Source organism: Pseudoduganella sp. GW821-FHT05F09, from assembly GCF_059419605.1.
Map to the genome: position 1 here is coordinate 365,629 of NZ_JBWKSD010000003.1, position 15,185 is coordinate 380,813.

Annotated in this window: 12 protein-coding genes; 6 read left to right on the top strand and 6 right to left on the bottom strand. The window is 63.6% G+C overall.

What is annotated here, in order from left to right; all coding sequences use genetic code 11:
* Positions 1-31 precede the first annotated feature (31 nt).
* A complete protein-coding gene (locus AC07S4_RS11485) occupies positions 32-250 on the bottom strand; it encodes a hypothetical protein (protein WP_494986774.1) in 219 nt (72 codons plus the stop codon).
* A gap of 284 nt (positions 251-534) precedes the next feature.
* Between AC07S4_RS11485 and AC07S4_RS11490 the strand changes: the two genes are divergently transcribed.
* The 5 genes from AC07S4_RS11490 (at position 535) to AC07S4_RS11510 (ending at position 7,223) form a co-directional block, all read left to right on the top strand.
* Positions 535-2,853: an NADP-dependent malic enzyme gene (locus tag AC07S4_RS11490; protein WP_494986775.1), complete on the top strand. Its 2,319-nt coding sequence runs from the start codon at positions 535-537 to the stop codon at positions 2,851-2,853.
* 123 nt (positions 2,854-2,976) lie between these two features.
* Complete coding sequence (gene gmd / locus AC07S4_RS11495; protein ID WP_494986776.1) at positions 2,977-4,020, top strand: GDP-mannose 4,6-dehydratase; 1,044 nt, start codon at positions 2,977-2,979, stop codon at positions 4,018-4,020.
* Positions 4,020-4,973 carry an NAD-dependent epimerase/dehydratase family protein gene (locus AC07S4_RS11500; protein ID WP_494986777.1) on the top strand — a complete coding sequence of 318 codons (954 nt, stop codon included), beginning with the start codon at positions 4,020-4,022 and terminating at the stop codon, positions 4,971-4,973. Before gmd ends, AC07S4_RS11500 begins: the two co-directional genes overlap by 1 nt.
* Before the next feature lie 5 nt (positions 4,974-4,978).
* Positions 4,979-6,106: a glycosyltransferase family 4 protein gene (locus AC07S4_RS11505; RefSeq protein WP_494986778.1), complete on the top strand. Its 1,128-nt coding sequence runs from the start codon at positions 4,979-4,981 to the stop codon at positions 6,104-6,106.
* A gap of 4 nt (positions 6,107-6,110) precedes the next feature.
* Positions 6,111-7,223, top strand: coding sequence for a glycosyltransferase family 4 protein (locus AC07S4_RS11510; protein WP_494986779.1), 1,113 nt, complete (start codon positions 6,111-6,113; stop codon positions 7,221-7,223).
* 14 nt (positions 7,224-7,237) lie between these two features.
* On the opposite strand, the gene AC07S4_RS11515 is transcribed toward AC07S4_RS11510, so the two are convergent.
* The 5 genes from AC07S4_RS11515 to AC07S4_RS11535 all read right to left on the bottom strand — a co-directional run bounded on the left by AC07S4_RS11515 (position 7,238) and on the right by AC07S4_RS11535 (position 13,493).
* Positions 7,238-8,230 carry an HD domain-containing phosphohydrolase gene (locus AC07S4_RS11515; RefSeq protein ID WP_494986780.1) on the bottom strand — a complete coding sequence of 331 codons (993 nt, stop codon included), beginning with the start codon at positions 8,228-8,230 and terminating at the stop codon, positions 7,238-7,240.
* Positions 8,227-11,685 carry an MHYT domain-containing protein gene (locus AC07S4_RS11520; RefSeq protein WP_494986781.1) on the bottom strand — a complete coding sequence of 1,153 codons (3,459 nt, stop codon included), beginning with the start codon at positions 11,683-11,685 and terminating at the stop codon, positions 8,227-8,229. Before AC07S4_RS11520 ends, AC07S4_RS11515 begins: the two co-directional genes overlap by 4 nt.
* 103 nt (positions 11,686-11,788) lie before the next feature.
* Complete coding sequence (locus tag AC07S4_RS11525; RefSeq protein ID WP_494986782.1) at positions 11,789-12,535, bottom strand: substrate-binding periplasmic protein; 747 nt, start codon at positions 12,533-12,535, stop codon at positions 11,789-11,791.
* A 98-nt stretch (positions 12,536-12,633) separates the two neighbouring features.
* On the bottom strand, positions 12,634-12,906 hold the full coding sequence (locus AC07S4_RS11530; RefSeq protein WP_494986783.1) for a DUF2141 domain-containing protein: 273 nt from the start codon (positions 12,904-12,906) through the stop codon (positions 12,634-12,636).
* 137 nt (positions 12,907-13,043) lie between these two features.
* A complete protein-coding gene (locus tag AC07S4_RS11535) occupies positions 13,044-13,493 on the bottom strand; it encodes a hypothetical protein (protein ID WP_494986784.1) in 450 nt (149 codons plus the stop codon).
* Between the two features lie 579 nt (positions 13,494-14,072).
* On the opposite strand from AC07S4_RS11535, the gene AC07S4_RS11540 reads away from it, so the two are divergent.
* On the top strand, positions 14,073-15,179 hold the full coding sequence (locus tag AC07S4_RS11540) for a tyrosine-type recombinase/integrase (protein ID WP_494986785.1): 1,107 nt from the start codon (positions 14,073-14,075) through the stop codon (positions 15,177-15,179).
* Positions 15,180-15,185: the final 6 nt, after the last annotated feature.

The window sequence follows — 15,185 nt, forward strand, 5'->3', positions numbered from 1 at the left end:
ACTAGCGTGCAGGCCCGCCGGGAGGACGCTGTCAGGCGTTGCCGCCCTCGGTCATCTCGTCTTCGTGCGCCATCTGGCGCTTGTGGCGGCTGAAGCTGTAGCCCCACACGCCGGTGGACGCCACGGCGACGGCCGCCAGCAGGGCCGATTGCGGCGTGCCGGGTTCGGCAAAGCACAGCATCAGCGTGGCCGCCGGAAAGACGATGCTGGAGAGTCGGAAACAGTGGTGCCAGAACTGGGTGTCCATCATGTGCCTTTCTTTCCAGGATGACAATCAACCCAGTCTATTACGTGAAAGCTACATTGTCTAGGAGAACTAAAGGCCTAAGTCCATGTTTTTTCGGCGAATTGCTTTAGGAGTAAGTATGCGCAATAGTTGCAATCTGAAAGGTGCAAGGGCCATAGAAAAAATTGATAATTTTGAAAAGCCCGATAGTTATTCTGCCCTATTCGTGAAAATACCTAGCTAACTGAAAGAATTGGTCTGATAGAATCGGAAGCTTTCCCGATAGACAAACAGGAAGGCTGTACAGCATGGATTCGTCATCTGATAAAAAAGAGGAATTGAGACAACAACTGCGCCTGGCCGCGCTCGAATACCACGAGTGCCCGAAACCCGGCAAAATCAGTGTTACCCCCACCAAGCAGTTGACCAATCAGCGCGACCTGGCGCTGGCCTACTCCCCGGGCGTGGCCGCTCCGTGCGAAGAAATCGTCGCCGACCCAGCCAACTCCTATAAGTACACCGCGCGCGGCAACCTGGTGGCCGTCATCACCAACGGCACCGCCGTGCTGGGCCTGGGCAATATCGGCCCGCTGGCGGCCAAGCCTGTGATGGAAGGCAAGGGCGTGCTGTTCAAGAAATTCGCCGGCATCGACGTGTTCGACATCGAGATCAACGAATCCGACCCGGACAAGCTGTGCGACATCATCGCCTCGCTGGAGCCGACCTTCGGCGGCATCAACCTGGAAGACATCAAGGCGCCCGAGTGCTTCACCATCGAGCGCCAGCTGCGCGACCGCATGAAGATCCCGGTCTTCCACGACGACCAGCACGGCACCGCCATCATCGTCGGCGCGGCCCTGCTGAACGGCATCCAGCTGGTGGGCAAGAACATCAAGGAATGCAAACTGGTGGTGTCGGGCGCCGGCGCGGCCGCGCTGGCCTGCCTCGACCTGATCGTCGACCTCGGCTTCCCGCTGGAAAACATCTTCGTCACCGACCTGGCCGGCGTGGTCTACAAGGGCCGCACCGAGCTGATGGACCCGGACAAGGAACGCTTCGCGCGCGACACCACGGCCCGCACCCTGGCCGAAGTGATACCGGACGCCGACATCTTCCTGGGCGTGTCCGCCGGCGGCGTGCTGAAGCAGGACATGGTCAAGCAGATGGCGCCGAATCCGCTGATCCTGGCGCTGGCCAATCCGAATCCGGAAATCCTGCCGGAAGACGTGAAAGCGGTGCGCGGCGACGCCATCATCTGCACCGGCCGTTCGGACTACCCGAACCAGGTCAACAACGTGCTGTGCTTCCCCTACATCTTCCGCGGCGCGCTCGACTGCGGCGCCACCACGATTACCCGTGAAATGGAAATCGCCGTGGTGCACGCGATCGCCGAGCTGGCGCACGCCGAGCAGTCCGACATCGTGGCCACCACCTACGGCGTGAACAATCTGTCCTTCGGCCCGGAATACCTGATCCCGATGCCGTTCGACCCGCGCCTGCTGACCAAGATCGCCCCGGCCGTGGCCAAGGCGGCCTTCGAGTCCGGCGTGGCCACCCGTCCGATCAAGGACCTGGAAGCCTACGCCGACAGCCTGCAGCAGTTCGTGTACCGCTCCGGCACCTTCATGAAGCCGCTGTTCGCGGTGGCCAAGCAGACCCCGGCCGAGCTGAAACGCATCGTCTACGCCGAAGGCGAAGAAGAGCGCGTGCTGCGCGCGGTGCAGGTGGTGGTGGACGAGCGCCTGGCGCGCCCCATCCTGGTGGGCCGTCCGGCCGTGCTGGAAACCCGCATCACCAAGTTCGGCCTGCGCCTGAAGCAAGGCGTCGACTACGACGTCATCAACCCGGACTTCGACGAGCGCTACCGCGAATACTGGACCGCCTACTACGACCTGGCCAAGCGCAACGGCGTGACGCAGGAATACGCCAAGCTGGAAATGCGCCGCCGCCACTCGCTGATCGGCGCCATGATGATCAAGAAGGGCGACGCCGACGGCATGATCTGCGGCACCTTCGGCACCACCGACCTGCACCTGAAGTATATCGACCAGGTGCTGGGCCGCCGCGCCGGCGCCTGCGTGTACGCCGCCATGAACGTGCTGGTGCTGCCCGAGCGCCAGCTGGTCATCGTGGACACCCACGTCAACGAGAATCCGGACGCCAACCAGCTGGCCGCCATCACCATGATGGCCGCCGAGGAAATGAAGCGCTTCGGCCTGCAGCCGCGCGCCGCGCTGCTGTCGCACTCCAACTTCGGCTCGTCCAACAGCGCCTCGGCGCAGAAGATGCGCGCTGCGCTGGCCATCGTCAAGGAACAGGCGCCGGACCTGGAAGTGGACGGCGAAATGCACGGCGACACCGCGCTGGATTCCAAGCTGCGCCAGAAAATCATGCCCGATTCCTTCCTGACGGCGGACGCCAACCTGCTGGTGATGCCGAACATCGACTCGGCCAACATCGCCTACAACCTGCTGAAAACGGCGGCCGGCAACGGCATCGCGGTCGGCCCCATCCTGCTGGGCTGCGCCGCGCCGGTGCACATCCTCACGCCGTCGGCCACCGTGCGCCGCATCGTCAACATGACGGCGCTGTGCGTGGTGGACGCGGTGGCGCAGCGTAAAGCTTGACGCTGAAAGTTGCTGTGTAACAAGATGTAAGTTCTGTAAGGCCCGTCCGGTGCAAATCGGGCGGGCCTCATGTCTCTGTTACAATACCCGGCTGTCAAAGTTTCGTTGGAAAACGTGGATATCATGCAAAAGACTAAAAAAGCGCTCGTTACGGGCATTACCGGCCAGGATGGCGCCTATCTGGCGGAACTGCTGCTGGGCAAGGGCTATATTGTCACCGGCACCTATCGCCGCACCAGCTCCGTGAACTTCTGGCGCATCGAAGAACTGGGCATCCAGAATCACCCCAACCTGAAACTGGTTGAGTACGACCTGACCGACCTCAGCTCGAGCATCCGCCTGATACAGCAAGGCGAATTCGACGAGGTGTACAACCTGGCGGCGCAAAGCTTCGTCGGCGTGTCCTTCGAACAGCCTATCACCACCGCCGAAATCACCGGCGTGGGTCCGGTCAACCTGCTCGAAGCGATCCGCATCGTCAATCCGAAGATCCGCTTCTACCAGGCCTCGACCTCGGAAATGTTCGGCAAGGTGCAAGCCATTCCGCAGGTGGAAGACACCCCGTTCTACCCGCGCAGCCCTTACGGCGTGGCCAAGCTGTACGCCCACTGGATGACCGTGAACTACCGCGAGTCCTACGGCATCTTCGGCTCCTCGGGCATCCTGTTCAACCACGAGTCGCCGCTGCGCGGCCGCGAGTTCGTCACCCGCAAGATCACCGACTCGGTCGCCAAGATCAAGCTGGGCAAGCTGGACGTGCTGGAACTGGGCAATATGGACGCCAAGCGCGACTGGGGCTTCGCCAAGGAATACGTGGAAGGCATGTGGCGCATCCTGCAGGCTGACGAACCAGGCACCTACGTGCTGGCCACCAACCGCACCGAAACCGTGCGCGACTTCGTCACCATGGCCTTCAAGGCCGCCGGCATCGCCATCGAATGGAAGGGCGAAGCGGAGAACGAAACCGGCCACGACGCCAAGACCGGCAAAACGCTGGTGCGCGTCAATCCGAAGTTCTACCGTCCGGCCGAAGTGGAACTGCTGATCGGCAACCCTGCCAAAGCCACCAAGGAACTGGGCTGGGCGCCGAAAACCACCCTGGAAGAGCTGTGCCAGCTGATGGTGGACGCCGACCTGCGCCGCAACGAGATCGGCTTCTCCTTCTGATGGACGCGCCGCTGCACCCGCCGCACGCTGCGTTGCCGCTGCTGTCCCCGGCCACCGAGGGCGCCGGCAAGCGCGCCCTCGTCACCGGGCTGGCCGGCTTCACCGGCCGCTATGTGGCGGCCGAGCTGCGCGCCGCCGGCTACCGCGTAACCGGCACCACGGTGCCGGGCCATGCGGACGTGTCCGAGGACATGCTGCCGGTGGACCTGACCGACCGCGCCGCCGTGGCGGCCATGGTGCAGGCGGTGCAGCCGGACGTGGTGGTGCACCTGGCGGCCATCGCCTTCGTGGCGCATGCCGACATCGAACAGATTTACCGCGTCAACGTGGTGGGCACCCGCAATCTGCTGGAAGCCCTGGCCGCGCTGGCGAAGAAACCGTCCGCGGTATTGGTGGCCTCGAGCGCCAATGTCTACGGCAACGCCGACCTGCCCATGCTGGGCGAGGACACGGCGCCGGCTCCGGCCAATGACTACGCCGTCTCCAAGCTGTCCATGGAATACATGGCGCGGCTGTGGATGGACAAGCTGCCTGTCATTATCACGCGTCCGTTCAACTACACGGGCGTGGGCCAGCACGAGAACTTCCTGCTGCCGAAAATCGTTGCGCACTTCCGCCGCAAGGCCGCCGACATCGAGCTGGGCAACCTGCACGTGTGGCGCGACTTCTCGGACGTGCGCATGGTCGCCGCCGCCTACCGCCAGTTGCTGGCGAAAGCGCCGGCCGGACAAACTTTCAACATCTGTTCCAGCACCGGCTACTCGCTGGGCGAAGCGCTGGACATGATGGGCCGCATCGCCGGCTACCAGATCAACGTGCATGTGAACCCCGCCTTCGTGCGCGCCAATGAAGTGGTGCGCCTGGTGGGCGACAACACCCGCCTGGCCTCCGTGGTTGGGCAAATCGTGCCGGTGCCGCTGGAGCAAACGCTGCGCTGGATGTACGAGGCTTGAGTGTCTTGCGCATTGGCCTTTCCACCACTACTGTTGAACCGGTCCTGACCGGCGGGCGCCTCGACGGCATCGGCGTGTACAGCCAGGCGCTGCTGCGCCAGCTGCCGCATGCCGGCTGCGCGGTGCAGCCCATGTCCTTTGCGCCGTTCGGCCAGGGCGGCGCGGCGGCGCTCAGCGTCGGCGCGGCCCTGTCGCATTCCTTCCCCGTCACCACGCTGCGCGACCTGTGCACCCCGGGCGCGGTGCGCGAGCACATGCCCAGCGTGGACCTGTTCCACTCCACCGACTACCGCACCGTGCGCATGGATTGCATGGTGGTGGCCACGCTGCACGACGCGCTGCCGGTATCGCATCCCGAATGGTGCAATCCGCGCCTGCGGGGGCTGAAGAACTGGCTGCAGGCCAAGGCTGCGCGCAAGGCCGACCACGTGATCGCCCACACCCAGTTCGCCATCCGCGAACTGGTGGAGTGCTTTGGCGTGAGCGAAAAACGCATCAGCGTGGTGCCCTGCGGCGTGGACGCGGAATGGCTGGACGCCCCGGCGCCGCAAGCCATGTCCGCCACGCTGGCGCAGTACGGCTTGAAGCCGGGCTACTTCCTGTTCGTCGGCACGCTGCAGCCGCGCAAGAACGTCGGCCGCATCGTGGAGGCCTACCTGGCGCTGCCCCCTGTGGTGCGCGCCAAGCGCCAACTGGTGGTGGTGGGCGCGCCCGGCTGGCGCAGCGAGGAAGTGCAGGCGCAGATGAAAGCGGCGGTGCAGAACGGCGAAAACGTGCTGTGGCTGGACCGCCTGACGGACGCCGAACACCTGCGCCACGTGTACGCCGGCGCCGGCGTGTTCGTGTTCCCGTCGCTGTACGAGGGCTTCGGCATACCGGTGGTGGAGGCTTTCGCTTCCGGCGTGCCGGTGGTCGCATCCAATACCAGTTCGCTGCCCGAAGTGACGCGCGGCGCGGCGCTGGAAGTCGATCCGCTGTCGGTGCCCGAAATCAGCGCCGCCATGCTGGAGCTGGCGCGCGACGACGCGCTGCGTGCGCGCTGCGTCGCCGCCGGCCGCGTGCGCGCCGTCGAGCTGACCTGGGCCGAAACCGCCCGCAAGACGGCCGCCGTGTACCACACCCTTTTATCCTGAGCTTATGCGCGTCCTTCATTTCTACAAGACTTATTACCCCGATTCGTGGGGCGGCATCGAGCAGGTGATACGCCAGATGTGCGTGGGCACCACGCGCCTGGGCGTGCAGAACGAAGTGCTGACGCTGACCCGCAACGGCGGCCCGTCGCAAATGGAAATCGAAGGCCATACGGTGCACCGCGTGCCGCTCAACTTCGAGATCGCCTCCAACGCCATGTCGTTCGCGGCCATCCGCAAGCTCAAGCACCTGGCCCGCAGCGCGGACGTGATCCACTACCATTTCCCGTGGCCCTTCATGGACCTGGCGCACTTCATGGCCGGCATCGACAAGCCCAGCGTGGTCACCTACCACTCGGACATCGTGCGCCAGAAAACCCTGCTGCGCGTGTACACGCCGCTCAAGCAGCGCTTCCTGAAAAGCGTGGACGCCATCGTGGCCACCTCGCCCAACTATATGGCCTCGTCGCCGGTGCTGGGCCGCTACAAGAACAAGACCCGCACCATTACCTACGGCCTGGACCAGAGCATTTATCCCAAGCCGCCGCAGGCGGTGCTGGAAAAATGGCGCGCCCGCTGCGGCGAGCGCTTCTTCCTGTTCATCGGCATGCTGCGCTATTACAAGGGCCTGCACATTCTGCTCGACGCGCTGGCCGGCACCGACTATCCGGTGGTGATCGTGGGCGCCGGGCCGCTGGAGCAGGAGCTCAAGGCGCACGCCGAGCGCCTGGGGCTGACGCATGTGATGTTCGTGGGCGCGCTGGAGGAAGAGGACAAGGTGGCGCTGCTGGAGCTGTGCTACGCCATGGCTTTCCCTTCGCACCTGCGTTCGGAAGCGTTCGGCATATCGCTGCTGGAAGGCGCCATGTACGGCAAGCCCATGATCTCGAGCGAGATCGGCACCGGCACCACCTATATCAACGTGGACCAGGTGACGGGCCTGGTGGTGCCGCCCAGCGACCCGCAAGCCTTCGGCGCGGCCATGCGCACCTTGTGGGAGCAGCCGGAACTGGCCGCCGCCATGGGCCGCCGCGCGGCCGAGCGCTATCAGGAATTGTTCACCGCGGAGCGGATGGCGCACAGCTATGTGGCGCTGTACCGCGAGCTCGCGGCTCGCTAAGCTCCGGAGCCGCCTCAGGCTTCCGCCCAGCGCTCCTTGATCTCCACAATCTCCGGCAAGCGCGCCAGGAACAGGTCCACCAGCTCCGGATCGAAATGCTGGCCGCGCTGCTGGCGCAGGTACTGCACCGCTTCCTCCACCGGCCACGGCGCCTTGTACGGGCGCGCCGAGGTCAGCGCGTCGAACACGTCGGCAATCGCCACGATGCGCCCCTCCAGCGGAATATCCAGCCCCGCCAGGCCGCGCGGATAGCCGCTGCCGTCCCACTTCTCATGGTGGGTGAGCGCGATATTGCGCGCCAGTGCCAGCATGCCGTGCGCGTGCTCGCCGATAATGTCCGCGCCTATGGTGGCGTGCGACTGCATGATGGCCCATTCTTCCTTGTCCAGCGCGCCCGGCTTCTGCAGGATGCGGTCCGGTATGCCGATCTTGCCCACGTCGTGCATCGGCGCCGCGTGCAGCAGGTCCTCGGCGGCGGTGGCGCTCAGGCCTGCGGCCAGCCCCAGCACGCGCGCGTAGTGGCTCATGCGGATCACGTGCAGGCCGGTTTCGTTGTCCTTGTATTCGGCCGCCAGGCCAAGCCGCTGCACGATCTGCAAGCGCGTTTCCTTCAGCTCGTCCACCCGCACCAGCGACAAATGCGTGCGTATCCGCGCGCGCACGATTGGCGGGCTGAGTGGCTTGGTGATGTAGTCGACCGCGCCGGCCTCGAAGCCGGTGACCTCGTCGTCCGGGTCGTTCAGGGCGGTGGCGAAGATGACGGGGATGGCGGCGGTGGCCGGATCGGCCTTCAGGATGCGGCAGGCTTCGTAGCCCGTCATGCCGGGCATCATGACGTCCATCAGGATCAGGTTGGGGGTTTCCTGGCGCGCCAGCTCCAGCGCGCGCGCCGCATCCTTGGCGAACAGCAGGCGGTAATGGTCTTGCAGGATGTGGCGCAGCAGCTGCAGATTGCTGGCTTCATCATCCACCGCCAGGATCAGCGGCAGCGAAAGGGCTTGGTTCATTGCGTGCTTTCTGGTTTGGGGGGAAGCGCATCGGCCATGACGGCATCCAGTTTATCCTGCGCCAGCGAGAAGTCAAAATCGGCCACGGCCTGGTGCAGCTGCGCCAGCGTGGAGGGCGGGACGTGGGCCTGCACGCGCTGCGACAGGCTGGCCAGCGCCGCGTCGTCCAGCGCGCCGCGCCGCAGCGATTGCAGCAGCCGCTGCGCATCGCCGCGCGCCGCCTCGATGTCGAGCGCCAGCGCGGCCAATGCGGCCGGGGCCGCCGCCGCGTGCTGTCCGTGTTTTTCCTGCAGCTTGAGCTGCGAGCGGACCGCCTTCAGCGCCGCCGCCAGATGCAGCGCCGCGCTGGCGAGTACGGGTTCCAGCATGGTGGGCAGCGCCGCAATCCCGGCCGCGCCGGGTTCGATGCGTTCGGCCTGCTCCTCCATATCAGCCAGCGCCTGCGCCAGCTGCTCCAGCCCCAGGTTGGCGGCCACGCCGCGCGCGCGGTGGGCCAGGGCCTGGATGGCGGCATGGTCGCCGCTGGCGCACAGGGCGTCGAAGCGCTGCGCGTCGTCGCTGTGCTCGGCGATGAAATGGGCCAGCGCCGCCTGGTAGGCCGCTTCGCTGCCGTCCCAGCGCCGCAGGCCTGCGGCCCGGTTCAGCACATGCAGGCCCAGGGCTGCGCGCGCTTCGTACAATTCGGCCGGCGCGCCGGCCGGCGCGCTGGCTGGCATACTAGCCGCCGTGGACAGCGCCAGCACGCGCGCCAGTTCGCGCGAAAGCTGCGGCCAGTCCACCGGCTTGGATGCGAAGCCGTCCATGCCTGCCGCCGAACTGGCCTGGCGGTGCGCTTCCAGCACGCTGGCCGTCATGGCGATGATGGGCACGCGCCGCCGGCCGGCCTGCGCCTCCCGCATGCGGATGGCGCGGGTGGCGGCCAGGCCGTCCATGACCGGCATCTGCACGTCCATCAGGATCACATCGAAATCCTCGCTGTCCGACAGCTGTGCAGCGGCGGCGCCGTCCGCCGCAGTGGCGACGCTGTGGCCGCGCTTTTCCAGCATCAGGCGCAGCAGCTCCAGATTCTGCGCCACATCGTCCGCCGCCAGTATCTTCAGCGGCGGCAGCGGCAGCGCGCCCGGCTGCTGTTCCTCCTGCGCCGCCTGCGCCAGCGCGGGCCGCAGCGGCAGCAGCACGTGGAACACCGTGCCCTCGCCCTGCGTGCTCTCGGCCCAGATCTTCCCGCCCATCAGTTCCACCAGCTGCTTGCTGATGGTGGTGCCCAGGCCCGTGCCGCCGTAGCGCCGCGTCATCGACGGGTCGGCCTGCGTGAAGGGATCGAAAATGGCCTCCAGCCGGTCCGGCGCAATGCCGATGCCGGTGTCGCGCACCGCCAGATGCAGCTGGCCATCGCGCAGCGCGGCATGCAGCGCCACCGAGCCGTGGGCGGTGAACTTGATGGCGTTGTCCAGCAGGTTGGTGAGGATCTGGCGCATGCGCAGCTCGTCGCCGTGCAGGCGCGCAGGCAGCTGCTGCGCATAGCTGACCTCCATCGCCAGCCCCTTGGCGCGCGCGCTGGCGCCGCAGCTCGAGGTCAGCTCGTCGACCAGCGCCAGGAAGTCGTAGTCGGCCTGCTCCAGCTCCACCGCGCCTTTGTCCAGCTTGGCCGTGTCCAGGATTTCGTTGAGCAGGCGCAGCAGCGAGCGGCCCGCGTTGCGCACTGTGTTCAGGTGGCGGCGCTGCTCGGGCGGCAGCTCGCTGTCGAGCAGCACGTCGGTGAAGCCGAGGATGGAGTTCATCGGCGTGCGGATCTCGTGGCTCATATTGGCCACGAAGCTGGCGCGCGCGGCGGCCGCCTGCTCCGCGTTGTCCTTGGCGCGCCGCAGCTCCTGCTCCATCCGGCGCCGCTCCGTAATGTCCAGCATCACGCCGTCTATCCAGCGCACCTGGCCTTGCGCGTCGCGCACCACGGCGCCGTGCTCCCAGATCCAGCGCAGGCCGCCGTCGGCATGCTGCAGCGCGTATTCGATCAGGTAGGGCTGCTCGCTGGCGATGGTGTGTTCCAGCGCGTCCAGCACGCCCTGGCGGTCGGCCGGCACGATCAAACTGGTGAGCGTGCGGCAGGCTTCCGGGCCGGTGAAGTCGCGCGCCGGATAGCCCGCCACCAGCTCCACGCCGTCGCTCAGGAACACCAGCGGATGCTCGCCGCCCGCCAGGCAGCGGAAGGAGATGCCGGGTATGTGCCCGATCAGCGAACGGAATTGCTGCTCGCTTTCGCCCAGCGCCTGCATCATGGCGCGGCGCTCGGAGATATCGGTGATAAAGAGCACGAACACGTCCTCGCCGCCGGTGCTGGTGTGGCCCAGCGCGCGCCGGATCGGCACCAGGCTGCCGTCCTTGCGCACGCCCACCAGTTCGGCGCCCGCGTGCGCCGGACTGGTGGGTGCTTCGACCGCATTGCGCTGGCGCAGATGGTAGAGCAGGCCGTCCTGCTCCGAGCGCGCGGGATCGGCCACCAGCACGGCCACGTTCAGGCCGACGATTTCGCTGCGCCGCCAGCCGAAGATGCGTTCGGCCGAGGCGTTGAATTCCTGGATCACGCCGTCGCCATCGACGGTGATCACGCCGTCCACCGTGGTGGTCAGCAGCGCCCGCATCGAGCTCTCGCTGCGGCGCAGGGTGCGGTACAGTTCGCGGTAGCGCAGCAGGCCGTAGGCGCCCGCGACGAACACCGTAAACGCCACCGTGATAACGGAGATGGCCAGCGCCAGGAAGCCGCTGCCGGGGCCGGCGGCCGAGCCGGGCGGCGGCACGCCGACGAAACGCGCCGCCGCCATGCCGGTGTAGTGCATGCCGGCGATGGCGCAGCCCATGAACAGTCCGCTCAGCGCCAGGCGGCCGCCGCTTTTCAGGCGCGTGGCGCCGCGCAGGCCGAAGCGCACCCACAGCGCAGCCGTGCCCAGCGCCACCGCCACCAGGATGGACACGGCCGACATCAGCGGATCGTAGCGCAGCACCAGCGTGGACTCCATCGCCGCCATGCCCGAGTAGTGCATGGCGGCGATGCCCAGGCCCACCAGCAGGCCGCCGCAGGCCAGCGTGGCACCGGTCATCCGGCGGCGGCGCACCAGGGCCAACGCCACGCAGGACGCGCCCAGGCTGGGCAGCAGGGACAGGATGGTGAGCGAGGGGTCGTAGCTGACGCTGGTGCACAGGCTGAACGCCAGCATGCCGATGAAGTGCATGGACCACACGCCGCAGCCCAGCGCCAGGCTGCCGGCCAGCAGCGCCACGGTGCGCAGCATGCGCTTGCCGCCGCCGCGCGCCTGGCCCGCCAGCTGCAGCCCCATCCAGGAGGAAAACACCGCCACCAGCACGGACAGCGCCACCAGGGCGGGGTCGTACTGGCCATACGTGAGCAGGGCCGGATCGGACGGCGGCGAGAACAATTGCAGCAGCGAGCTTGTGTTCATGGCAGTTGGCTGGTGAATAATCTCTGTTGCAAAAAAGGATAGCTACATACAGTATCACATTTCCACATGGAAATAAGTCACATTGTTACCACGGCTGCGCTCGCTAGCGCCACTGGCGCAAATACGCCTGGTATTCCGGCGTTTGCCGGGTTGTGCGGATGGCTTGCCAGTAGGCGTCGATGGCGGCGCGGTTGCGGTTGTAGAAGCCGCGGTTCACCATTAAGTACAGCGGCGTGAGATGGAAGGGCGTGGGCAGCGCCTCGATGCGGCCTTTGTAGGCCTGGTTGATATAAAACCCCGCTTCCGCCTCCTGCGCGATGGCGGCCGAGAGACGGTCAAAAGCCAGTTTGCTCAGGTTCTGGTCGGCGCTCTTGGCGCCGTCGTCCACCGCCACGCCCAGCTTGCGCAGCAGCGGCCCGTGGATGAAGCTGGCCTGCACGCCCACCGGCTGCGGCCCCAGGCCTTTGAACTGCTTGCCGTTCCATTGCACGGCGCTGCCTATGCGGCGGTACACCATGAAGCGCGTGATGGCCAGCGCATACGCGTCGTCCGGCTGCGCACCCTGCATGGGAATCACGCCGTAGCCCACCCGCTCCGGCGCGTAGGCGGCGATCAGCGCATCGGTCTCGCCATGCTCCAGCTGCGCCAGGCAGCGCGCGCGCGGCGCGAAGGTGTTTTCTATCCTGATCTCGCCGCCCTTGGCGGCCCGGCGCAGCAGCTCCTGCGTCTGGCCGCTGCCGTCGGGCATGGTGTAGGGCGCGAACGGACGGTCGAACGTGCACAGCCGCACCGTCAGGGCGGAAGCGTTGCAGGCGATCAGGCACAAGCTGGCGGTCAATAAGCGGAGCACGAAACACCCAAGGAAACCGGATGACCGACTATAGCGGCATCAATGCCGTATTGTCCAATGGGCGGGGGGCGGCCGCGCACGGCAAACAACAGCAAGCCTTACTTGTGCAGCTCGATGGGGATGGCCTTGCCGTCGCTGTTGAGGTCCTGGTACAGCGACACGGCATAGTCGCCGGCCGGCACATCGGGCAGTTCGACCCGCATGGCCGCGCTGGCGGCCGGCACGGTCAGCTTGCGCAGCGGCTTCTTCAGGAAGTCCTCGCTGTTGTTGTAGAGCGCAATCACCAGCGTGCCCTGGCCGTCCTGCACGCCTTTGAGGTCCAGCGTCAGCGTGCCGGCTTGCGCCGAGGCCGCCAGCGCTGCCAGCGCCATCGCCGCCGCGCTGTTGCGGGCGGTCTTGTCCAGGGGGGGGAATGCATGCTTGTCCTTTGAGTGCAGGTGGGTCGGATATCCTGCAGGGCACTTCCCATTCAACGGACAACACTGCGGAGTAACTTCAAGTGGATAAATTACTCCAGGTAGTGCGAGGTAATTGTAACTTCTTGAACTTCATCATCAAGGAATTTAATATTTATATTATTGGTGTCACATCCATTGTCAATCTCATCTTTCGCGTCAGAGCTGTTCATTAGTAAAATTTTGAGGAAAATATCCTTTTTTTGTATTTTCCTATCAAAATAATTTTTTGAGTATTTTACTGATACGATCAATGGGCCTTTTTCACCTCTGATAAAGCTAACACGAATGGCTGCCGTATCGTAGGAGAGTATGTTGTTGAGCTTGATTTCATTTTTTTTCTGATCTGTCAATTCAGAAATTGTCTCATGCAGGCGGGCGTTAATAAAGTTGCACATTGCGGCCTGCTGCGCTCTTTGCATCGTATCGTCTTTCACTGGTGCCGAAAACGCAGGGTTCAAGAAATTGATCGCAGAAATGAAAATAGCCAACTCTTTCTTCATTTTTATTCCATTTTATGTAAGAGCGGAGATGTGCATTGTTGTTTACAGCGCAACTGTACTGCAGGGATTGCGTTGCAATTCTATCGAAAATCCACATTTTCAAATATTTGCAAATATCATTTAGCTAGCCGCTTCCGCATACGCTTGCCGCCGTTCGGGAACGGAACAGGTACGAAATGACGGTATTTCGACGCAATGGGATAGGGTGATGCAGTGCAAGAAACAAAAAACCCGCACTGCCTGGAAGACATGCGGGTTCTGAGTTGGGGTGCTGCGGTTAGCTGTGCGGTAATGGTGCCCCGGGCCGGAATCGAACCGGCACGAATTTCTTCGGCAGATTTTGAGAACGTAGCGTCTACAAATGTGTTTTATATTCAATAGCTTACGCTTCCGTTTCTTCGCTATACAAAAACTATACAAAAATAGTCCGCTGCGCTCTGCTACTATGCGTAAAACAATTTCGCCCTTTACGCTATGAATGAAACGCCCAACAAACACGTTATCAACGATGGCTTGTACATCTACAAACTGAAGAATAGCACCCGCTGGTTTGCTCGATTCAGCATCGCCGGAAAGTGGATGGCGCGCACCACAAAAAAGCGCGACCGTGACGAAGCGGTTCAGGAAGCATATCGCATCAAGGCCGAGTGCGACATCCTGAGCAAGCACGGCATCGCCATCCAAACCAAGTCGTTCAAGGATGTGGCCCAGCGGGCGATTGTGCGGATGCGCGCAGTGCCCAAAGGGGCCAAGGGCTATGTGTCCATGACAGACTATGAGCAAATCCTGAACAAGTACCATATCCCGTTTTTCGACCGCACTTACATCACCAGCATCGACTACGACAAGCTCGGCGAATTTGACAAATGGCGCGCAAAAAAACTGGGGAAGAACCCGGCGCAATCGACACTGAAATCGCACAATGCCGCGCTTCAACGCGTCTTTGAAGAGGCAATGATCAACAAGTGGATGACAGAATCACAGGTGCCGCGCCTGACCACATCGCAGGGCAGCACAAACCTGCGCCGAAGCCATTTCACCCACCAAGAAATCAACAAAATTCTTGAAGCATTCCCTGCGTTTATTGGGAGCAGCCGTAAGGCGATCACACGCGACATCCGCAAGCTGCTGTACTACTATGTTCAGATTGCCCTGAATACAGGTATGCGCCCAGGAAAGGAGCTGGACCAACTCACCGTGAACGATATCGAGGACAAGGCCAACCACATTATCTTCAAGGTGCGCAAAGGGAAAACCACGCTCTATACCGGAACGCGGCGCGTTGTCGGTCACGATAAGGTGAAGAAGATCGTGTCTGACATGATCCTCTGGAATGAGCTGGAGGACAACGACAAGCCGCTGTTCGTGCTGCCTGATGGATTGCCGACTAAGGAGTTGTCCCGCAACTTCACGGCTTTGCTGAAAGAGACTGATTTGTATGACAGCCTTGATGGCGCAAGAACACTCTACTGCTTGCGTCACAGCTACATCACGTTCAAGCTGGAAGAGAAGATGGACATCTATGCGTTGGCCAAGCAGTGCGGCAACAGCATCGAAATGATTCAGCGGTTCTATAGCCATGTATCGGCGACAGATTTTGCTGACGATTTGATCAAGGAAACCTCGAAGATCAGCAAGCTCATTCATCAATACAACTCCGAAATCGTGGACTTCGGTGATGAATAGTGAACG